Source organism: Corallococcus sp. CA049B (genome assembly GCF_003611685.1).
Taxonomy (GTDB): Bacteria; Myxococcota; Myxococcia; order Myxococcales; family Myxococcaceae; genus Corallococcus; species Corallococcus coralloides.
Genome location: NZ_RAWC01000043.1, coordinates 11,810 through 33,693, shown reverse-complemented (window position 1 = coordinate 33,693; position 21,884 = coordinate 11,810). Strand labels below are relative to the sequence as shown.

Genomic DNA, 21,884 nt, shown 5'->3' with positions numbered 1-21,884 from the left:
AGAGGTGCTCCCGGGTGACCGGGAGGGTTCACCTCCACGTCGAACGAGGGGCCGCGGAATCGACACGGCATTTCCGCCCCATTTTCAGGGGCCGCGGACGCACCCGGGACTCCAGCTCACTTCACCGAGGGGCGGAGGGCCTGGAGCCGAGCCTTGTCCAGCTTCGCGGCGACGCCCACGCTGCGCCCGGCGAGGTTCGCGACGACGTACTGGACGGAGCTGCCCAGCACCTGCGCGCTCTCCGACAGGGTGAGCCCGTAGTCCTGCTCCAGCCACTGGGTCAGCCCCTGCGTCGCGGAGCGCAGGGCGTCGTCCAGTGAGCCGCCCTGCCCCAGCGCCATCAGGTGCGTGGGGGACTCCACGCGAGGCGTGGAGGGCGGCGGCTTGCCGTGCAGGACGTCCACGGTGAACTCGACGTCCATGGAGGTCTCCAGGGCGTACTGCGACGTCTCGCCGTCGCCCTGCGCGGCGTGCGCGTCGCCCAGGTATAGGAGCGCTCCGGGCTGCGCCACGGGCAGGTAGACGGTGTTGCCCTCCACGACCTCGTTGAAGTCCATGTTGCCGCCGTAGCGGCCCGTGTCGCCGGTGGACAGGGGCGCGGACCCGAAGCCGGGCGCCACGGCCAGGCCGCCCAGCATGGGCCGCAGCGGCACGGTGAAGGCCTTCAGGCGCTCCGTCGGGTTCTCCGGGGTCGCGACGCCGCGGTCGGGGTCGAGCTTCCAGCGCACGGGCTTGCCCAGCTCCGTCGCCTTCGCGGCGAGGCCCGGAGTGAGGGCCCGGCCCACGATGCCATCCAGGCTGTCCGCGAACGTGCGGTTCAACGTGAGGCGGCGGATGCGGATGGCCAGCGTGTCGCCCGGGTTCGCGGTGGCGATGAAGAAGGGGCCCGTCTGCGGGTTGCCGAAGAGGGCGCGGGTGACGCCCTTCGGGTCCATGCCGCCGGAGTCGAGCGTCGAGGTGCGCACCGTGTCGCCCGGCCAGACGGTCAGCACCGGCGCACGGTGCGCGGTGAACTCGTTGGACCACGAGGTGGGCGTGAAGTCATGCACGCGAGGACCGCCCGCGGGGCGCGAGGGCAGCAACCGGCCCGTGAAGGCATGGGACACGCGCGTCTTCGGGTTGTTGCTGTCCGGGTAGTCCGCGGTGCCGCGCAGCGATTCACCGCTCACCTTGCCGTCGAAGACGTAGGTCTTCTGGCGCGAGTCCGTGACGACGAAGTGGATGGCGTTGCCCGTGCGCTCCCCCTTCAGCGCGTCCCCATCCAGCTCGCCGGTGAGGCGCTTCCCATCGCGCTCCAGCGTGAGGAGTTGGTAGGCGGGGTTGCCCCACAGGTCGGTCGTCACGAGCCAGGACTCGGAGGCCGCGAGCGCGCCGGCAGGCAGACAGCAGAGGAGGACGGCGAGGGAACGGATCATGGGCCGGCGCAGTGTAGAGGAACGGTCCCGGATCCGCGTCGCCTCAGCCGGTGGCCGCGGGCTCGCAGCCCCCGGGCATCCATCAGCCCCAGCCTTCGGGCATGAGCTCCCTCCAAAGAACTGAGAACACGAGAACGCTCCGGAGACGCCCCCGCCGGCGGCGCACCGCCAAAACCTGTCCGACTGTCGGACACGTTTGAAAGGCACGGCCGGGAGGTGCCCGCCTCGTCCAGGCGGCCGAAACCTGCCGGACACGTTCAGGAAGGCGCGGCTGGGAGCCGTCCGTTTCGTCCGGGCGGCCGAAACCTGTCCGACTGTCGGACACGTTCGAAACGGCGCGGTCGAAAGGCGTCCGCCTCCGGAAGGCGGAAACCTGTCCGACTGTCGGACTGGTTCGGAACCGCGCGGCCGGGCCGCACCCGTTTCCACCTGGGCCTCGGAAACCTGTCCGACTGTCGGACAAGTCTGGGCCGGCGCGGCCCGGAGGCGTCCGCTTCGCCCGGGTCACGGAAGCCTGTCGGACTGTCGGACACGTTCGAAACGGCGCGGCCAGGCCAAGCCGCTTCATCCAGGCGGCCGAAACCTGTCGGACAGGTTCGGAACCGCGCGGCCGGGACACGCCCGTTTCCACCCGGGCCTGGGAAACCTGTCCGACTGTCGGACAGCTTTGGAACCGCGTGGCCCGGAGACGTCCGCTTCGCCCGGGCAGCGGAAACCTGTCCGACTGTCGGACACGTTTGAAACGGCGCGGCCTGGAGGCCCCCGCTTTGCCCGGTCGGCCCGAACCTGTTGGACTATCGGACGGGCCTGAAGCTGGGGCCGGACGGCGCCCACTTTGTCCTGGCGGCGGAAACTTGTCCGACTGTCGGACAGGTTTGGAACTGCTCGGCCGGGAGCGTCCGCTTCGCCCGAGCAGCGGAAACTGGTCCGACTGTCGGACAGGTTTGGACCGCTCCGTCCCGCCGCCGGGGGCCTCGCTTGAAGCCGCGCCGTTCCGTCAGCGCAGCCGCTGGCCGAAGGTCCGCAGCCGGTCGCGGGCCTTCAACAGCTTCTCCCTCGGAATGGAGAACACCGCGCGCACGCGCTCCGGGTCACCGCACCACGCGCCGCCGTTGAGCACCACGTGCGTGTGCTCGTAGACGACGCGCGGCAGGTTCTCTGGCGTGAGCTTCACCCCATCCACCGAGCGCCCCAGCCAGGCCGTCATCGGCGGCGCGAGGAACAAGCCCCCCGCCTCCGTGGCCTCCGCGCGGCCGTCGTCCGGCAGCGCCTCCGCCACCAGCGCGCGCTTCTCCGCGAGGTCGCGGCGCATCCTCGCCAGGTAGTTCCTCAGCGCCTTGTGCCGGGCGGCGTAGAGCAACTGTCCGTCCGGTCCGCGCGCATGGGCCGCGTACAGGTACGCCGCCGCGCGGGCGGTGGGCGTGTGCAGTACGCCCGGGGCGCTGTCGCGCAGCGCCGCTACCAATGCCCTGTCCTTCGTGGCCACCCAGCCCACGCGCAGGCCCCCGGCCGCGAACTCCTTCGACAGTCCGCCCAACAGCACCGTCCGCACGCCGATGCCGGGCACCGCGCCCTCCAGCGTCACCGGGCTGTGCACTGTCTCCGCCGTGGGGTTGGTGAGATTCACCAAGCCGAAGATTTCATCTGAAATCCAGAGACAGCGCTGCTCCACCACGAACGTCGCCAGCGCCATCAACTCCTCGTGCGACAGGTAGTGCCCCGTGGGGTTCGCCGGCTGCGACAGCACCACCGCGTCCGGCGTCGTCCCCCGCGCGCGGCGCGACAGCAGCGTGCCCAGCGGGCCGGACTCCACCTCGCAGCCGGCCGCCAGGAACGTGGGCTCCAGCACTCCGTAACAGGGCGTCACCAGGAACACGCGCGGCATCCGCCCCAGCCGCTGGCGCAGCGCCACGCCCAGGTGGTGCATGAGCGGCCAGACGCCGGGAGCCACCACGACGTCCTCGGGGGCATAGCGGGCCCCTCGCGTCTCCAGCAGGAAGGCCGCCACGGCCTCCGCCAGCCCCGTCTGCGCTCCGTCCGCGCGCGGCGCGACGCCCGCCGCGATGAGCCCCTCCACCAGCGGCAGCGGCATGGGGCCCTCATTCTCGCCGTAGTCCAGGCGCACGAGCTCCGGGTCGTCTTCGCGGAAGAACTTCGGCGCGAACGCGGGCAGCTCCGACAGCCTCGCGATGCGGCTCGAGCGCGGCAGTGGCACCTCCGGCGCCCGGTGCGGCGAGGGCGGCACCGGCTCCGCGAAGGCCATGCGGAAGGCGAGCAGCTCCGAGAAGGTCCGCTCGTAGAACCACTCCGCCAGCACGCTGATGCGCGAGTACGTCACCTCCGCCGCCACCTCCAGGTCCGCGCGCAGCGGCTCCGGAACGGGGAGCAGCAGCGTCAGCTCCAGGTCCGGCCACACCGCGTTCTTGATGAGGCCGTACAGGATGACCAGGTTGGGCGAGTGCTGCGTCCGCGCCAGGAACTCGAAGAGGGTGCGCGGCTCCACGTCGCCGGTGATGTTGAAGAAGGCGCTCTCGTCCAGCACCACCCAGATGCCCCGCCGCGCGGCCTCCGCCACGATGTCGCGCAGCACCGCCAGGTTGGTGCGCTCGCCCGGCTCCACCGTCAGGAGCACGGCCTTCACGTCGAAGGCGCTCAGCAGGCGGCGGATCTCCCCCAGCGTGTTGTGCGTCACGGTGGCGCGCACGCCCGCCTTGTCCAGGGCGCGCGCGTAGAGCGGGTGCAGGCTGCGCGACACCAGCACTGTGTCCCCGGGGTCGCACGTGGCGAGCAGGAACGAATAGACGGCCTGCTCGCGCTCGGGCGCGACGAACAGCGAGTCCTCCGACAACCTCAGGCCGAAGTGGCGGTCCAGGTAGCGGGCCACCAGCCTGCGGAAGGACGCGTCGCCGGCCTCGTGCGCGTAGGGCAGGAAGGGCGCCTGCGACAGCCGCTCCGCGAGCGCCGTGACGAAGCCCAGCTGCTCCGCGGACGCCGCCCCCAGGTCCAGCTCCTCCTGGAGCGCCGCGATGCCCAGCGAGCGCAGCGCGGCGCGCAGGGCCAGCGTCTCCCGGGGCAGCGACAGCTGGGCCTCCCACACCGCCACCTCGTGCCAGATGGGTTGGCCAGACTGCAGCCAGCCCAGCGCCGTCGCCGCGCGCAGGGGCTCCGGGCTGTGCGCCTCCATGAAGAACTCGAACTCCCGCCCGGTGCGCTGCTCCAGCGACACCAGCGGGCGGATGTCCGTGTCCGCCGCCTGCATCACCCGCCGGGCCACGCGCACGCGGGTGGTGAAACCGCGCCGGGTGAACATCCGCGCGATGATGGCGCGGCCCGGACGGCCCGCCAGGTTCAAGAGCAGCCGTCCCCCGGGCAGCAGCCGCTCCGGCGCCTCGTTGAGCAGGCGCGCGATGAGCCCCAGGCCGAAGTGGTCCTCGTAGACGTTCTGCAACGAGGTGTAGTTGGACAGGTCCAACAGCGCCTGCTCATCCGCCTGCGCCAGCTCCGCGGGCAGCTCGTCGCTCCGCAGCACCTGCGGGATGCACCCGACGATGAAGTCCCACTCCGGCTTCTGCGGCAGGCCGAGCAGCAGGTCGCTCTCACCAAAGGACAGCCGCGACACCAGCGCCTCGTCGCCGTTGAGCCACGCGTTGCACAGCCCCACCGCCGGGGCCTGCGGGTTCAGGTCCAGCCCCCGGATGCGCGCGAGCCCCGTGAACTTCGCCAGCGCGATGCAGATCCACCCGGAGCCGGAGCCCACCTCCACCAGCTGCTTGCCGGCGTACTCGTCCAGCGGGACCTTCAGGAGCCCCTCCAGGAACGTGAACGCCCATGCCTCCGGCGCGAAGATGGACGGCGGAATCAACAACTCCAGCCGCTCCTGGGACGCGCCCACCGCCACCACCACCGACGCCAGCCGCAGCGGCGCCCCCTCCGGCTGGTCGCGCGACAGCTCCGCCAGCTCGCGCAGCTCCGCCAGCGCCCGCGCACGCTCGTCCGGCCGGGCCAGCGCCTCCGCAAGCGTACGCAATTGGACAAAGGCTTCACGGGCTGACGCGGGATAGGTGGCCATGGCGCGCCCGACTGTCCGGGCCCGCATGCCCCCTGTCAACGACCGCTTGTCCGCGAGTGCCTGACGCATCGCAGTATCAATTTACAGATTGTCATTCCCAGTTTACATGGGAAATCTTGAGTCAAACGCCAGTAAGCAGCGCCCACCGGACGGCCCCTCTCGTCCGGTGAGGACGCCCCATGAAAAGACAGCCGCAACTGGCCTTGCTCGCGGTGTTCGCCGTCATCCTGATACACGCGCAGCCGGCGCAGGCGCAGATTGCCGCCGCGCACGTGTATCACAATCACATGCCCAACTTCTGGGCGTACTACGACCTGACCCAATACAACGCGACGCCGGTGGGCGGCCCCATCCGCTACGCGTATGACGGGCAGGTCATCCAGATAAAGCAGTCACCTCCGGCCAACTACACCTATTTCCTGCCGTCGGGCGCGCCCATGCCGCACGACGACCTGGTGACGTATTACTCGCACCACGCGAAGGTGGGCGCGTATCAATACTGGCCGCCGGACGTGGCCGCGGACATGAAGGCCAATGCCTCCACGGGACAGGTTCACGTCACCATGTCCGGCGCGGTGGTGAACAACGTCAACGACCTGGTCACCCGCCGCAACGTGTCCGGCTACGACAACGCCAACTGGGGCGCCACCTGGCGGGACCGCTACGCCAACCTGCGCACGCCCGCGGGCAACCGCTCGTTGGACCTCATCCACTTCACGGGCCACCACTCCATGGGCCCGCTGGTGGGGCCGGACTACTTCCTCAAGGACCTCATCTACCAGAGCGCCACGCTGTCCCAGTCGTACTTCCTGGGCAGCGGCTTCACGGCCTCCAAGGGCTTCTTCCCCACGGAGCTGGGCTTCAGCGAGCGGCTCATCCCCACGTTGGCGAAGCTGGGCGTGAAGTGGTCCGTCATCGGTGACAACCACTTCTCCCGCACGCTGAAGGACTATCCGTTCCTCAACGACCCGGGCTCGGACACGCTGGTGTCGCCGCCCAACCGCGCGGACCTCCAGAACACCAGCACCGTGGGCGCCTGGGTGAGCGAGTCCATGGCGCACGAGCAGCAGGTCATCCGCAACAAGTACCCCTTCGCCTCCACGCCGCACTGGGTGCGCTACGTGGACCCGGCCACGGGCGCCGAGTCGCGCGTCGTGGGCATCCCCGTCAACCAGAACGGCTCCTGGCTGGAGGGCTGGGAGGGGCAGGCCACCGTGGACGTGGTGGGCCTGCGCGACTTCGAGGGGCTGGTGTCCCAGAAGCAGTTCTTCGTGCTCGCGCATGACGGCGACAACTCCGGCGGGCGCGCGGGTTCGCTCGACACGTGGCTCAACGGCCGCGCCGTCACCTGCACCGGCGGCGTGCAGTGCCTGGGCATCGACGAGTACCTGGTCAACAACACGCCCGTCTCCACGGACGTGGTGCACGTTCAGGACGGCTCGTGGGTGGACACGCGCGATTCCTCGTCCGACCCGCAGTGGCACCACTGGCGGCTGCCCTTCGGCATCTGGAAGGGGCAGTTCCCGGCGTTCAACTCGGCCACCGGGCTCAACCTGGCGCCCAAGACGAACCTGAGCGGCGTGCAGGAGGGGATGACGGTGTCGCTGGAGCACGGCTGGCACTACCTGGAGCGCAACTTCGCGCTGCTCCAGGCCGCGATGAACTACGCGAAGACGGCCGAGCAGGTCTGGCTGGACGCGCACCCCAACCACTGGAAGCCCACCACGGCGCTGGACTCGCAGGTGACTCACGCGGGCAACCAGCTCAACCCGTGGATGCTGTCCTTCCCGGTGAAGGGCGACGCGGCGAATGACTGGGCGGGCGGCGCGAACCCCGCGGAGCTGGCCTGGTACTTCCTCCTGCCGGCCATGGACTCCGGCTTCGGCTACTACGACGAGAACGTGGACGACAACGTGAAGCCCACGCTGTCCTTCAACCAGTCGCTCTACTTCTCCAAGCCGTACGTGCAGGACCGGCTGGCACAGGACCGCACGGGCCCGTCCGTCTGGTGGCCGCAGCGCTGGCCGTACAACCCGGGCAGCGCCAACACGGACAAGTCCGAAGGGTGGACGCTGCACCACTTCGACAACAACTTCGCGCTGTACACCTATGCGTTCGACGTGAGCGGCATCACCAGCATCAAGGCGCGCGTGCGCGTGCACACGGCGAAGAGCATCGATCCGTTGGACAACACGCCTCGCGTCTACGACCCGGTGGCGCTGAAGGCCGCGGGCGTGCCTGGCATCACGCCGTCGCGCGTGGGCGCCTGGGTGGATTACCCGCTCCAGCGCCGCGAGCTGCGGCCGGTGATGAACGGCGTCGCGTGGCAGCCGGCGCACCTGCCGGTGATGCAGAAGGTGGCCGCGCAGGAGATTGGCGACCTCTACTACGTGTACCTCGGGGCCTACCGCGACCAGCTGCTCGACTACTACATCGAGGCCACCGACTCGCGCGGCAACGTCACGCGCAGCGAGATCCAATCCGTCTACGTGGGCGCGGGGAAGTACCGGCTGGAGGGCGGCAAGTACATCGAGGACATCAACGGCTCGGTGACGGGCACCTATCCGTTCCTCCGCGTGGACACCACGGCGCCGTCCGTGCCCACGGGGCTCGCGGCGACGCGCACGGACCGCTCCGTGACGCTGACGTGGACGGCCTCCACGGACAACGTGGGCGTGACGGGCTACCAGGTGTTCCGCAATGGCACGCAGGTGGGCTCGCCTTCCACGACGAGCTACACGGACACGGGGCTGACGGCGGGCACGGCGTACAGCTACACCGTGCGGGCGCGGGACGCGGCGGGCAACACCTCCGCGGCGAGCAGCGCGCTCTCCGTCACCACCCTGCCCCCGGACACCACGGCGCCGTCAGCGCCCTCGGGGCTCTCCGCGTCGGGTGTCACCAGCTCCTCGGTGGTGCTGAGCTGGACCGCCGCCACGGACAACTACGGCGTGAGTGACTACCTCGTGTTCCGCAATGGCACACAGGTGGCCGCGCCCACGGCGACGACGTTCACGGACACGGGGCTGTCCTCGAGCACGACTTACAGCTACACCGTGAAGGCTCGTGACGCGGCGGGGAATACCTCCGTGGCCAGCGCTGCGCTCTCCGTCACCACCGGCTTGGGGTACACGACGACGGTCTATTACAAGAAGGGCTTCGCTACGCCGTACATCCACTACCGCCCCGCGGGTGGCACGTGGACGACGGCGCCGGGCGTGCTGATGCCGGACGCGGAGGTGACGGGGTACGCAAAGTACACGGTGAACCTGGGCTCCGTGCAGCAACTGGAGGCTGTCTTCAACAACGGCAGCGGGACGTGGGACAACAACAACGGCGGCAACTACCTGTTCCCCACGGGCACCTCCACGTTCAACGCGGGCGTCATCACGGCGGGCGCGCCGGTGAGCGACACCACGGCGCCGTCGGTGCCCACGGGACTGACGGCTCCGTCGAAGTCCGCGACGACGGTGTCACTGAGCTGGACCGCGTCCACGGACAACGTCGGCGTGACGGGCTACCTGGTGTTCCGCAATGGCACGCAGGTGGGCTCGCCCACGTCCACGAGCTACACGGACAGCGGGCTGTCCTCCAACACGGCCTATGGCTACACGGTGCGGGCACGCGACGCGGCGGGCAACACGTCCGCGGCGAGCACCGCGCTCTCCGTCACCACCAGCGCCGGCAACACGGCGACCGTCTATTACAAGAAGGGCTACGCAACGCCCTACATCCACTACCGTCCGGCGGGCGGCACGTGGACGACGTCTCCGGGCGTGGCCATGGCGACGGCGGAGGTCTCGGGGTACGCGAAGTACACGGTGAGCCTGGGCTCGGCCACGCAGCTGGAGGCCGTCTTCAACAACGGCAGCGGCACGTGGGACAACAACGGGGGGCTCAACTACTTCTTCCCCGCGGGCACCTCGACGTTCAACGCGGGGAGCATCTCCGCGGGTGCGCCGTCCCAGGACACCACCGCGCCGTCGGTGCCTTCGGGGCTGACGGCTCCGGCGAAGACGGCGACCACCGTGTCGCTGACGTGGACGGCGTCCACCGACGCGAGCGGCATCGCGGGCTATGACGTGTATCGCAATGGGTCACTGGTGGGCTCGCCCACGACGGCCAGCTACACGGACACGGGGCTGACGGCGGGCACGGCGTACAGCTACACCGTGCGGGCGCGGGACACGGCGGGCAACGCGTCCGCGCAGTCCTCCGCGCTCTCCGTCACCACGTCCACCAGCGGGGCCACGGTGACGTTCAACGTCACGGCGAGCACCGTGATGGGACAGAGCGTGTACGTGGTGGGCAACGTCGCAGCGCTGGGGAGCTGGGCTCCGGCCAATGCCATCCTGCTGTCCGCGGCCAACTACCCCACGTGGAGCGCGGCCGTCGCGCTGCCGGGCTCCACGGCGGTTGAGTACAAGTTCATCAAGAAGGACGCCGCCAACAACGTCACCTGGGAGGGCGGCGCCAACCGCACCCTGACGACGCCGGCCACGGGAACCTCGACCGTGAACGACACCTGGCGCTGAGGCAATGACTCCATCACGGCGGGTCCGCGACAGGGGCCCGCCGTGACTTGCCGTGTCGGGCGAGAACCGCGCCAACCTCCCGAACACGACGTCCGTGCCCATGGTTGAGAAGGTGAGAACGCAGGGAGGGCTCCCCCGGCAGCCGCACGCCACGAACCTGTCCGACTGTCGGACAGGTTTGGAGGTCGCGGCGCGCACCCCCGTGCTGGCGGGCTCCCTTGGACGTTCTCCGCTCCGGCCGAGTCGCGGAAGCCTGTCCGACTGTCGGACAGGTTGGAGACGCATCAGTGAGGGGCCCGGAATGGATGGCCGGGGGCTCCGGTCACGGCCCCGGTGAAGTCGACGCGGTCAATCGCGGCCTCCTGCGCGACCACGAACCGTTCTACCGGCTCGCGGTCACGCGCGCCTTCCCCCTGCGAGGAGGGGCCGCGGCGTGGGAGGCGGAGGTCACCGCCTGGCGGAAGGGGTCGGGCGTCACGGTTCAGGCAGACGACTGGGAGGCGTTCCTCTCAGGCTGAGTACAGAGCGGGGGTCAGAGCATGTCGAACAGCAGGCCAAGCAGCTTGGCAAGCGTTCACGGGGTGGTGCTCGCCTGAGGGGGCAGTGAGGCAGCGAATGGTGGGCCTCACCACGCTCGACGTGGGCCGGGGGCGGCTTGGAAATACTAGGGCGTGGCCACTCCCGACCCCAGGAGATGCGCGTATCGCAGAGTTGGAGCGACTGCTGAGCGCGGCGCTCGCGCGAATCGAGCAGCAGGAGTCTCGCATTGCGCAGCAGGAGGCTCGCATCGTGGAGCTGGAGGCGCGGCTGCGGAGTACCTCGCGCGGTGATGTTCAGGAGGGTCTGGACCCACTGGGACATTCGCGCTCCGGGGGGGCTGCGTCCAGTCCGGACGTCACCGCTTCCTTCCCGGCGCGCCTACCCCTGCGGCGCGGCCGGGGTCAGCAGCAGGTCGGACAGGCCGGGCTTGGAGCGCCGCAGCAGGTCCTCCAACGAGTACTTGTCCAACGTGGCGAAGAACGCGTCACGCGCCTCCGCCAGCACGCCCTTGAGGCCGCACGCGGGCGCGATGGGGCACGTGTTGCGCTCCTTGTCGAAGCACTCCACCAGGTGGAAGCCCGGCTCGGCCGCGCGCACCACCTTGCCCAGCCGGATGTCTCCCGGGGCCTTCGCCAGCAGCACGCCGCCGGCCCGCCCCGGCTTCACCTCCACGTGCCCTTCCTGCGCCAGCGTCTGCACCACGCGCACCAGGTGGTGCTTGGAGATGCCGTAGGCGTCCGCCATCTCCTGCGTGGACGACGGCCGCCCGGGACGTGCCGCCAGGTACATGAGGACGCGCAGCGAGTAGTCGGCGTGAAGGGTCAGGTGCAAGTCAGGCGGCTCCGGCGACGGGCCCCGCTCGCGGAACGCTCGGAAGGAAGGCATCCGCGTGGATGTCCTTCAGCGAGAACCCCGCGAGAAAGAGCTTCTTGCGCAGGGATAGCACCGCTTCGGGGTTGCCGCAGAGGAACGCTCGCCAGCCCAACGGGCGCTTCGGGAGGCAGGTGAGGACCTTCGCCTCCAGGGTGCCCTCCTCCACCGCCCCACCGCCCCCCGCCAGCACGACGGGCCGGTAGTGGAGGTTCGGATGGCTCGCCGCCAGGGCCCTCAGCGCATCCACGAGGTACAGCCCGCCCGGATCCTTCGCCCCGTGGAACAGGTGGATGGGGCCGGTGTGGCCCGCCTCCAGCGCATCCCGCAGGATTCCATACAGCGGCGCGAGCCCCGTGCCCGTCCCCGCCAGGAGCAGCGGCGCCTCCGGCTGCCCGGGCACGTAGAAGCAATCCCCGGCCGGCCCCTGCACGTGCACCCGGTCACCGGGGCTGACTTCGCGGGCGAACCAACCGCTCATGGCGCCCCCGGGCACGAGCCGCACGTGCAATTCCAGCCGGCCCTCGCGAGGCAGGCTCGCCAGCGAGTAGCTGCGCGCGAGCCCGTCCGCGCGCACCACCGTGACGTACTGCCCCGCGCGATAGTCGAGCGGCGACTCCACCTCCAGCCGCACCGCGAACACGTCCGCGCTGAGCGACCCCAGGTCCACCACCCGCGCGGGGACGCGCAGCTCCGACGCCCCCGCCACCTCCAGCGCCGTGCCCTCCTGGGGCCGGCACGTGCACGCGAGGAAGTAGCCTCGCGCCCGCAGCGTGTCCTTGAGCCCCACCTGCGCCGCCTCGGGCACCGTGCCCGAGGTCGCCCGCATCAGGCAGGACTGGCAGGCCCCCGCCCGGCACGCATGCGGCACGCGCACGCCCTGGCGCAGCAGTCCGTCCAGCACCGTCTCTCCGGGCTCCAGCGGATACCACTCGGATTCATGCCGTACCTTCGCCATGGCGTGCCTCCTGACGGCTGCTTCAGCGGTTCAACACGTCCGCGCGCGCCCCTTCGGCGACGGTCATCACCTGGCCCACCAGCTCCGCGGGCACGCCCAGTTCCTCCAGCGTCTCCTTCAGGTGCCCCACCACCGCGTCGAAGTGCATCGCGTTCAGCCCGCGCTCCACCAGGTGCTTGTGCCCCGCGCGCATGTCCTTGCCCGAGTAGTTCGAGGGCCCGCCGGTCACCATCGTCAGGAACGCCTTCTGCTTCGCGGCCTGGCGCTCCATGTCCACGTCCTCGAAGAAGTGGCTGATGCGCTCGTCGGCCAGCACCTTCCGGTAGAAGACGTCCACCGCCGCCGCCATCGCCGGCTCTCCGCCAATCTTCTCGTACACGCTCGTCATGACTCCGCTCGCTTTCCGGGCCCACGCCCCAAAAAGATGCATCCTGAATGCACCTTTAAGGGTGCCGCCGTCAATCCCCCGGGATTCCGAGCATCGGGCGAACTTCTCGCGCATGTGCCATGGGCTCATGCGCACAGTCGTGGAGGTGTTTTCCTGGCAGACCGCGGGGCGGATGCCTGGCGGGTGAGGGCCGTGCCTCGCGGGGGGCTCCACCGGGTCCGCGGATCCCCTGCCCGCGAGCGCGCCGTCCTCAGGCGTGCAGCAGGCCGCGCGCCCGGCGCACCACGCGCTCCATGCCGCTCTTCACGTGGTCCAGCGGCAGGAAGCGGTTCACCGGCGTGGGCCGGTGCCCCAACGGCCCCAGGTGCTTGCGCAGCGCATGGTTGGCGCGCAGCGCGCGCAGGTGCCGGGCCGTCTCGCGGGTGTTGAAGATGATGGACAGCGACACGGAGACATCGTCCGCGCCGTTCTTCACGTAGTGCGGCGCCACGAAGGGGATGTGCAGCGCGTCCCCGGGCCCGAAGGCGTAGCGCTCCGCCGTCGCGTCGAAGGCCTCGCGGTAATTCACCTTGGAGCCGGAGCGCGCGACGAAGGCCTCCAGGTCCGGCGCGGGGACCACCTGTTCGTCCCACGCCTTCGAGACGTGCACCGCCTTGCTGCCCCGGAACTGCATCAGCAGCGTGGAGTAGCGGTCCAGGTGGAAGGGCGTGACGCTGCCAGGGGACGCGATGAAGAGGTAGAGCATCGGATCCACGGCGTGGGTGCCCACGCCCTGCTGGCGCATCAGGTCCTCCACCTCCGACAGGAGCGCGCGGTACAGATCGTGGAAGCTGGGGTCCTGCTCCGGCGCGCGCAGCATGATGTACGAGTTGCTCGTCATCATGTTCTCCACGGTGTCCTTCAGCGACAGGCCGGTGCGGTAGTCCAGGTGCGCGCGGTCGAAGTCCGCGTCCTTGGGCACCAGACCGGAGCTGAAGAACACGTTCTCGGAAGGCAGCCGCTGCACCACGCCCGCCAGGTTCTCCAGCTCCAACGCGGGATGTCCCAGGAGCGTGTGACGGCACCGGAAGGACTCACGGTCGAACTGCAACGGCGACCCGACGGACTCGAAGATGCGCTTCATGGAAGTGACTCCTCGCCGCCTTCAGCGACAGGTGTTCACTCAATGCCAGCAGAGCGCGAACAGAGGTTCAAATTGGGGCATTTTGCCCCGGGTTTCCGTGGGGCATTTTGCCCCGCTCTCCTCTGAAGACGCGGCTGCCTGCCCGCCCTGCCGTCGCCCTTGCGGGAGGGGCGGGCATGGCCGGGAATCATGCCCATGTTCCGTCCATCACCTCGATGGGAGGAGGAGACATGGCGCTGGAGACAATCCTGTTGTGGGCGGTGATCGGCCTCATCGCCGGATGGCTCGCGTCCGCGGTGGTGGGCGGTGGCTACGGCCTGATTGGCGACATCGTCGTGGGCGTGGTGGGCGCGTTCCTGGGAGGTTTCATCCTCCGGGCGCTCGGCACGGGAGCCCCGTTCGGTGGCATCGCGGGCACCATCTTCGTGGCGTTCATTGGAGCGGTGGTGCTGCTGCTGATACTGCGGCTCATCCATTCGAGCACGGTCCGAAGGGTCTGACCTGGACGTGCTGAAGCCGTGAAGACTTCTCGCGCGGGGCGCATGCGTCCCGCGCGAGAAGTGTTTTTCACGCGGTCAGGGCACTAGAGCGGGTTGTCGGGCGCGCAGCGAGGAAGCGCCCCCGGTTCCCCATTCTTTTCCGACCGCAGGCCAACGCAGACGCAATCCATTCCCTGGCAGATTTCGCCCGCGTTGACCGCACACCTGATTCCACAACCTCCGCAGTTGTTGTTGTTGTTGATCAGGTTGGTGCAGACGCCATTGCACATGGCCTGTCCGTAACCACTGCAGGTGGGAGGACACGTCCCGTTCGAGCACGTGCCGCCACCAGGGCAGGACATCTGGGTGCCGGAGCAGCCACCTCCGCTGTCGCACGTGTCCCCCGTGGTGCAGGCGTTGTCGTCGTTGCAGGAGGCGCCCGTGGTGTCACGTTCACATGCCTGGGATTCCTCATAGCTCGTGCCACCGCCACAGGAGCCACCACCGCAGACCAGGTTCGTCACCGTCCGGGACCGGGTGCCCGACCGGCCGCACGTGCCGCTGAAGCCGCCGCACGGGCCCCAGGCTCCGACCTGCGTGCCACAGGCATTGCCCGACGTGCTGCGGCTGCAGGTCGTCGTCTCCGTGGACGGGGTGCTGCCGCACGAGCCCGACGAGCACGTCCGCGTCGTCACGCTGCGCTGCTGCGTGCCGGATTCGTCGCAGGAATCCGCGTAGCCACCGCACGGGCCCCAGCTTCCCGTGGTGGTGGTGCCGCACGACTTGCCCTCGGTGTTGCGGTAGCAGTCCGCCGTCTCCGTGTCGCTGAAGGACTGGCACGTGCCGGCGGAGCACACTCGCTCCGTGATGGTGCGCGACTGGACGCCGTCCTCTCCGCAGGTGCCGGAGTAGCTGCACGTGCCCCAGCTGCCCGTCGTCGTGCTGCCGCAGGTGATGCCGTCGGTGTCGCGGGTGCAGGCCTCCGTCTCCGTCCGGCTCGACGGCTGGCAGGCGCCCGCGGAGCAGAAGCCCTCCGTCACCGTGCGCGAGCGGCTGCCGCTCTCGCCACAGGTGCCGGAGTAGCTGCACGTGCCCCAGCTGCCCGTGCTGGAGGAGCCACAGGCGTTGCCCTGCGTGCTGCGCGTGCAGGCGCGGGTCTCCGTGGTGGTGGACGCCTGGCAGCCGCCGTTGAAGCAGGCCTGCACCGTGACCGTGCGCGACTGCGTGCCCGTCTCACCACACGTCCCGGAGAAGCCCTCGCACGGGCCCCAGGCGCTCTCGGAGCCGCCGCCGCACGACGTGCCGTTGCCCACCGCCGCGTCGCCCGGGCACTGCGCGCTGCTGCCCGTGCAGGACTCGGCCGCGTCGCAGACACCGGAGGCCGAGCGGCACTGCGTGGTCGCGGGCTTGAAGCTCCAGCCCGTCGTGGACAGCGTCGGGTTGCACACCTGGCACGCGCCGGCCGGGTTCGTGGCCCCGGAGGCGTAGAGCGCACCGTCGATGAAGCAGTTCGCGGAGCACTGGCCGGACGCGTCGCAGATGCTGCCCGCGCCGCAGCTGGTGCCCGCCGCGACGTCGCCGTCCGCGGGGCACTGCGCGCTGCTGCCCGTGCAGGACTCCACCGCGTCACAGGCATCCGCCGCGCCCCGGCACTGCGTGGCCGCGGACTTGAAGCTCCAGGCCGACGTGGAGCGGGACGGGTCGCACACCTGGCACGCACCCGCCGGGTTCGTCGTCCCCGCCGCCACCAGCGCCCCGTCGATGAAGCAACTGGAGATGCACTGCGCGGAGGCGTTGCACACGCTGCCCGCGCCGCAGACCGTGCCCACGCCCAGCACCGGGTGCAGGCACGAGCCCGAAGCATCACAGACATCCGTGGTGCAGGGGTTGCCGTCATCCACGCACGCCGTTCCCGCCGGCTGCTTCAGGTCCGGCGGGCACTCGCCTCCGGCCCCCGTGCAGACCTCCGCCACGTCACACGGGCCCACCGCCGCGCGGCACGCCGTGCCCTGCGACCGGGGCGTGTACGTGCACGCGCCCGTCTCCGGCTGGCAGGCCCCCGCGTTCTCCAGGCACGCGCCGCCAGGCGACTCGCAGACCTTCAGCGTGCCGTTGCCACAGCTCGCGTCGGTGCCGCACGTCTCCCCGTGGGTGCAGGCGTTGCCGTCGTCGCACGCGGTGCCCGCGGGCTTCGTCGTGTACGTGCAGGTTCCCTCGGAGCAGGCGCCCACCGTCTCGTGGCACTGGTTCGGCGGGGCATTGCAGGCCTTGAGCGTGCCCCCGCAGGCGGTCGCGCTCTCACCGTCGCAGACGTCCTCGAGGGTGCACGCGTCCCCGTCGTCACACGCCGTGCCGCGCGGGGCGACGGTGCAGATGCCCTCGTTGCCTGGCAGGTTGCACGCGTCGCACGCGCCGTTACAGGCGGAGTCACAGCAGACGCCATCCGCGCAGGTGCCACTGTTGCAGTCCCGGTTGGAGGCGCAGGCCTCGCCGTTCTCCTTCTTCGTTCCCCACTGCGCCTCCACCGGCGTGGGGATGATGACCGCGGGCTGGACGCAGTCGCCCCCGGCGCATACCTGTCCGTCGGGACACACCAACCCGACACAGGCTTCATCGATACAGCCTCCGTCCTGGCACGCCTCGCCCGCGACACAGCCCGCGTCGCAGGCGTCATCTAAGTCTTCCGTGGCACAACTCACCGACAACAGGGAAAGGACACACAACACGGCGGTGCCCATCAGGGCACGCACCGAACGCGGTAGGGACATGGGGAGCTTCCGACGACGACGGGGGTGACTGCGGAAACGCCCGAAGCCCCCAGGGCCCGACGCGGACCTGGAGGCTCGGGGCGGAAGCGGCGTTTCAGGACGCCGCGACGCCTACGGCGCGAAGATGCCCGTCACGAGCATTGCGTGCGCCTCCGGCCAGGAGGACCGGAAGGGGTGGCCCTGGAAGTCGGCGTTGCCGGACGAGGCCGCCTCCAGGATGGCGTAGTACTGCTTGCCCGCGGCCAGCACTCCGGGCGGGAAGCGCAGCGACGTGGCCGCAGTGTACAGCTGCGCCACCGGACCACCCGCGGCCTGCGCCGTGCGGCCCTGCGCGTTCACGAACACCTCATAGACGCGGACGCGGTAGTGCGTGGCGGTGCCCACCGAGGGCGCCGTCCAGGCGAGGCGCGGCGTCAGGCCCACGCCCGTCACGTTCCCGAAGGCGTCCTGGCCCGCCAGCGTCGGCGAGCGCGCGGGGCCCAGCCGGGGCGCCAGCGCGGAGGCGTGGAACGACGGCAGCGCGTCCGCCTGGCCCACCGAGGGCCGCACGGTGAGCGCCTGGGTCGCGCCCGGCGCCAGCAGCGACACCGTGAAGGACGTCTCCGCCAGGCCCGCCTGCGTGAAGCCCGGGAAGGGGTTGCCGTAGCTGAAGGAGAAAGCGCGGTCCGCGGCGCCCTTGGCCGGGAAGTAGGTCAGCAGGTCCGGCGCGGACGTGTAGCTGCCCCGCGTGCCGTCCGGGAACGCCGCGACGAACAGCACGTGGTCCACCGGAGTGGCACCGGGGTGCACCTGGGTGCGCAGCGCCTCGAAGGCCTGCGTGCGCAGGTCCACGTTCAGCACCTGGTCCTGCGCGAGCGCCGCCAGCGTGCCCGTGAAGCTCGCCGTGCCGCCCTGGGCCACCGCCAGCGGCGCGGAGAAGGCCCGCGTCGCCGCCGTGTAGGCCACGGGCGCGCCGCTCGTCGCCTCCGACTTCAGGGAGAGCTGGTGGAACGTCACGGTGTCGCCCGCGGCGGCCTCCACGGGGCTCGCGTTGCGCATGTCCGCGTACTCCAGCGTCTGGGTCCAGCGCTGGCTGCCCGCGCTCAGCGCGGCGCCCGTCAGCGCGTACTCCGGCACGCCCTGCGCCCACAGCCCCGTGCCCGCGGAGAAGATTTCGATGTCGTCCCCCACCTGCCAGGGCGCCAGGCCCTGGAGGTCCACGGCCAGATACGTGTTCGAGCTCGCCGGGACCGCGTCCGGGCGGCCCTGCCCGTCACGCCCCATGTCCGGCGCGCGCGAGTTCGTCACGACGTAGTCCCTGCCCAGCCGCAGGTAGTACGCGCCCGAGGGCACGCCCTGGATGGAGAACGTCCCATCCGCCGCGCCCGCGCCGTCGAAGGTCGTGAACGTGCCGTTGCCCTGCTCCACCAGCGCCTGCACCACCGTGGCGCCCAGGTCCGTGTTCCGGCTCAACTGCGCGTTGCCCGTCGTCAGGAAGCGGTCCACCGACGCGCCGCGCACGGCCAGCGGCTGGATGGTGAAGGCCTGGCTCGCCAGGGACGGAATCCCCGCCACGGACGCCACCAGCGTGTAGCCCACGCCCGACGCGTCGATGCTCAGGTCCGCGAACGTCGCGATGCCCGCCGAAGGCGCCGCCTCCACCGTGCCGGACAGCGTGCCCGCGCCGGGGTTCGCGCCCAACGCCAGCCGCACCGGGCCCGAGGGAGCCAGCGACGTGCGGCCCAGGCTGTCCAGCAGCACCACGCGCACCGCGGGGGTGATGACGTTCGTCGCCAGCACGTCCGAGGGCTGCATGAGGAAGCCCAGCGCCGTGGCGCACGCGGGGCCCGTCCAGGTGAGGGAGAAGGTCTGCACGGCTTCCAGCCCTTCCGCGTCCGTCACCCGCGCGCGCACCACCGGCGTCGCCTGCGCGTCCACGCACGCGGGGGCCGTCCACGTCACCTCGCTGCCCTCGGAGATGGGGGCGGGCGTCCCCAGGGTGCCGGCCGGCGCCTCCCAGGCGAAGACCAGGGCGGTGCCCTCCGGATCCATGGCGCGGACGTTGAAGCGCACGGTGCTGCCCGGGTCCACGGTGCGGGCCGTCTGGAAGGCGCTGGTGATGCGCGGCGCCACGTTGGCGGACACCGGCGCGCCCACGCACACGCCCAGGTGGCCCAGGCCCTCGCCGCCCCGGCCGTCCGTCACGCGCACGGTGAGCTGGCAGTTGTCACAGGTGCTCTGAGTGGGCAGCTCCGAGGGGGTGAAGCGCGCGTTCGCGGTGCCCTCGTCCGTCCAGGTGCCCGCGCAGCTCGCGGTCCAGGCGTAGTGCAGGTTCGCCGCGACGTCGTCGTTGTCCTGGCCCTGCGCGCTCACGCCAATGGACTGGCCGGGGACCACCTGCGTGGGGAAGCCGGTGAGCGACACCACCTGCGGCCAGGAGTTGAAGCGCACGAAGACCTCCGCCTCGCCCACGCCCGTGCCCTCCACGAGGATGGGGAAGCTCACCGCGGTGGACGCGCCCAGCTGATCCGCCACCGTCAGCGTCAGCGTCCGCACGCCCTCCGTCATGGGGGCCGTCCAGCGCGAGGCCAGCGCCGCGGGCGTGCCGAAGGTGCCCGCCGTCGCCGTCCACGCGTACGTGAGCACGTCGCCGCTGTTGGGGTCGTAGGCCGTGGCCCGCACGTCCACGAAGCCACCCACCTCCACCGAGGAGCGCGACACCACCAGCGAGGTGATGATGGGACCGGCGTTCTCGAACTCGGGGGACGGGTCCACCTGCTGGAGCAGGATGTTCACCTGGACCGTCTGGTTGGCGGTGATGGTGACGTCCAACGCCTCCCCCCGGTAGATGAGCCGCGCGTTCGCGTCATACGCGAAGGCCCGGAAGCGGCGCCCGGTGCCCGCGGGCAGCTGGCTCAACAGGCCAGTCCACACCGAGTTGTCCGGCGCGAGCTGCACGGTGAGCTCCGGCTGGCCCGGGCCATCCACCGTGAGGTCCACCCGCTGCACGTCGGAGGCGGTCACCGCCTGGTGCACGGCGACGACGAAGCGCGCGGCGCCCACGTCCTCCGTCTGGGGCTCGGCGGGAGCGGCGGCCTTCTGACAACCGGCCAGGGTGAGCAATGCGGACACGACGACCAGGAACCGTCCCCACGAAGGGGGCGGCGCCCGGAAAGGCATTTGAACGGACATAGGAATGGGGAGCGAAGGAGGGAGACCCGCGAGGGAATGCGGCGGCGCGCGCGGGAAGCGCGACCCCGGCCACACCCAGCGTCGAGGTGTCGGTTTGGTAACACCCAATCTCAGACATGCGAATTTTCCACCTTCCAAAAAAACAAACCCAATGCGTGGGTCTGTCTGGACAGACGTCTCTTGAAACACCCTTGGGTGAAGCCCTACCCATGAGGTCCCGGTGGGCGCTCAATCGATGACGCCAGACATCAATGGATGGCTGTCTTCACATGGCGCGGTGAGACATGCGTCCCGGTCCCAAGCGCGCAGGGGCCCGGGGGGACTGATGACGGCAGACACCAGGGGCCTGACGGCAGTCATCAGCCCGGCGGCCTTCTGCCACTCCACCCACCAGTCATTTCAGGGACTTGGGCCGCAGGGAGGGCTGGCACGCGGCCTGCTCTAGCCCCCTGCATCGCTGAACCGGACGGCTTCTTCCCGCCGCCCCATCCCATCTCCGAGGAACCCCGCCATGGCGCTCTCCCCCCTGTCGAAGTCGTCCGTTGCCAGCTCCTCCTTCTCGCCCCGCACGTCCGCCACGGAGCTCTCCAGCCCGGTGTCGGGCCCCACGGCGGACGCGGCGAAGACGAGGTGCGGCGCGGGTTCGCGCCAGGGAATGTTCCAGGCGGATGGCTTCGACGCGCCGGCGGGCGTGGGCAGGAAGGGCACGCTCCAGGGCGGCAATCCCATGGAGCAGCTGGCCCAGATGGTCCAGATGGTGAATCAGCTGGTGGACCTGCTCGGTGGAATGAACGGCGCCGGTGCGCAGCAGGCCGCGGGTCCGGCCGCCCAGGCCGCGGGTCCGGCCGCGGCTCCTGCCACTGCTCAGGCCACTGCGCCTGCCACTGCCCAGGGCGCTGCGCCTGCCATGGCCCAGGCCGCGGCTCCTGCCCCCGCGCAGGGCACCCCGGCTCCGGCGGCTCCCCAGAAGAACGCGGCCGTCGCCGGTCCCCAGTCCGTGGGCGACTCGGGCGCGGTGAAGGGCAAGAACACCATCACCCTCAACAACGACGGCGACAAGCCGATGACGGTGAACTTCACCCCCAACGCGGGCGAGAAGGCCGTCGACTCCGTCACGCTGAAGCCCGGTGAGAGCCGCACGGTGCAGTTCCCGGACAACTGGTCCGGCAACTTCCGCAGCGACAGCGGCGACGGCAAGAACGCGACGCTCGGTGAAGTGAAGTTCGACGGCGGGTTCGGGAACACGTACTACGACGTCAGCTACATCGAGGGGCACAACACCGCGATGACCATCCAGCCGGACGGCGGCGGCCGACTGTCGGGCACGATGGACAACCTGCTCGCCAACGCGCCTGACTCCGTGAAGGCCAAGGGAGCGGACGGCTCCGCGTACGGCATCAAGAAGAGCACCACGTCCAACGTGCAGGATCCGGAGGTGGTAGACTTCTTCCGCAAGCACGTCGGCGCGGATCAGGGCTACGTCATCCCCACGGATGACGCGAGCACGCTGGGCAGCAAGGACAGCAACCTCGTCGTCCACCTGAAGAACCTGGCCTGATTCCCCCCTA

The 21,884-nt window shown here is 70.4% G+C and carries 12 protein-coding genes; 4 read left to right on the top strand and 8 right to left on the bottom strand.

Features of this window, described 5'->3' with window-relative positions; genetic code table 11:
* Window positions 1–116 precede the first annotated feature (116 nt).
* A complete protein-coding gene (locus D7W82_RS12865; protein ID WP_120618625.1) occupies window positions 117–1,415 on the bottom strand; it encodes an acetamidase/formamidase family protein in 1,299 nt (432 codons plus the stop codon).
* Window positions 1,416–2,412: 997 nt separating this feature from the next.
* A complete protein-coding gene (locus D7W82_RS12860; protein WP_120618624.1) occupies window positions 2,413–5,484 on the bottom strand; it encodes an aminotransferase class I/II-fold pyridoxal phosphate-dependent enzyme in 3,072 nt (1,023 codons plus the stop codon).
* Window positions 5,485–5,663: 179 nt separating this feature from the next.
* Here D7W82_RS12860 and D7W82_RS12855 point away from each other — a divergent pair, with 179 nt between their 5' ends.
* Together D7W82_RS12855 and D7W82_RS12850 are read left to right on the top strand one after the other, a co-directional pair.
* Window positions 5,664–10,019 (top strand): carbohydrate binding domain-containing protein, encoded by a 4,356-nt coding sequence (locus D7W82_RS12855; protein ID WP_120618623.1) that lies wholly within the window; start codon window positions 5,664–5,666, stop codon window positions 10,017–10,019.
* A 305-nt stretch (window positions 10,020–10,324) separates the two neighbouring features.
* Window positions 10,325–10,537 (top strand): hypothetical protein, encoded by a 213-nt coding sequence (locus tag D7W82_RS12850; RefSeq protein ID WP_199727742.1) that lies wholly within the window; start codon window positions 10,325–10,327, stop codon window positions 10,535–10,537.
* 400 nt (window positions 10,538–10,937) lie between these two features.
* On the opposite strand, the gene D7W82_RS12845 is transcribed toward D7W82_RS12850, so the two are convergent.
* The 4 genes from D7W82_RS12845 to D7W82_RS12830 form a co-directional block, all read right to left on the bottom strand.
* Complete coding sequence (locus D7W82_RS12845) at window positions 10,938–11,390, bottom strand: Rrf2 family transcriptional regulator (RefSeq protein WP_120618642.1); 453 nt, start codon at window positions 11,388–11,390, stop codon at window positions 10,938–10,940.
* Window position 11,391: 1 nt separating this feature from the next.
* Window positions 11,392–12,387, bottom strand: a complete 996-nt coding sequence (locus tag D7W82_RS12840) for a 2Fe-2S iron-sulfur cluster-binding protein (RefSeq protein WP_120618622.1) — start codon at window positions 12,385–12,387, stop codon at window positions 11,392–11,394.
* A gap of 22 nt (window positions 12,388–12,409) precedes the next feature.
* Window positions 12,410–12,775 carry a group 1 truncated hemoglobin gene (locus D7W82_RS12835; RefSeq protein WP_120618621.1) on the bottom strand — a complete coding sequence of 122 codons (366 nt, stop codon included), beginning with the start codon at window positions 12,773–12,775 and terminating at the stop codon, window positions 12,410–12,412.
* A 250-nt stretch (window positions 12,776–13,025) separates the two neighbouring features.
* Entirely contained in the window at window positions 13,026–13,898 is an 873-nt protein-coding gene (locus D7W82_RS12830) for a JmjC domain-containing protein (protein WP_120618620.1), read from the bottom strand.
* Window positions 13,899–14,128: 230 nt separating this feature from the next.
* Between D7W82_RS12830 and D7W82_RS12825 the strand changes: the two genes are divergently transcribed.
* The gene (locus tag D7W82_RS12825; protein ID WP_014394573.1) at window positions 14,129–14,398 is read left to right on the top strand and encodes a GlsB/YeaQ/YmgE family stress response membrane protein; all 270 of its coding nucleotides are present in this window, start codon (window positions 14,129–14,131) and stop codon (window positions 14,396–14,398) included.
* Window positions 14,399–14,481: 83 nt separating this feature from the next.
* Here D7W82_RS12825 and D7W82_RS12820 read toward each other — a convergent pair whose 3' ends face one another.
* Both D7W82_RS12820 and D7W82_RS42345 read right to left on the bottom strand, forming a co-directional pair.
* Window positions 14,482–17,145, bottom strand: a complete 2,664-nt coding sequence (locus tag D7W82_RS12820) for a hypothetical protein (protein ID WP_147439304.1) — start codon at window positions 17,143–17,145, stop codon at window positions 14,482–14,484.
* 111 nt (window positions 17,146–17,256) lie between these two features.
* The gene (locus tag D7W82_RS42345) at window positions 17,257–20,256 is read right to left on the bottom strand and encodes a hypothetical protein (RefSeq protein ID WP_147439303.1); all 3,000 of its coding nucleotides are present in this window, start codon (window positions 20,254–20,256) and stop codon (window positions 17,257–17,259) included.
* Window positions 20,257–20,827: 571 nt separating this feature from the next.
* Here D7W82_RS42345 and D7W82_RS12810 point away from each other — a divergent pair.
* Window positions 20,828–21,874: a hypothetical protein gene (locus D7W82_RS12810; RefSeq protein ID WP_120618617.1), complete on the top strand. Its 1,047-nt coding sequence runs from the start codon at window positions 20,828–20,830 to the stop codon at window positions 21,872–21,874.
* Window positions 21,875–21,884: the final 10 nt, after the last annotated feature.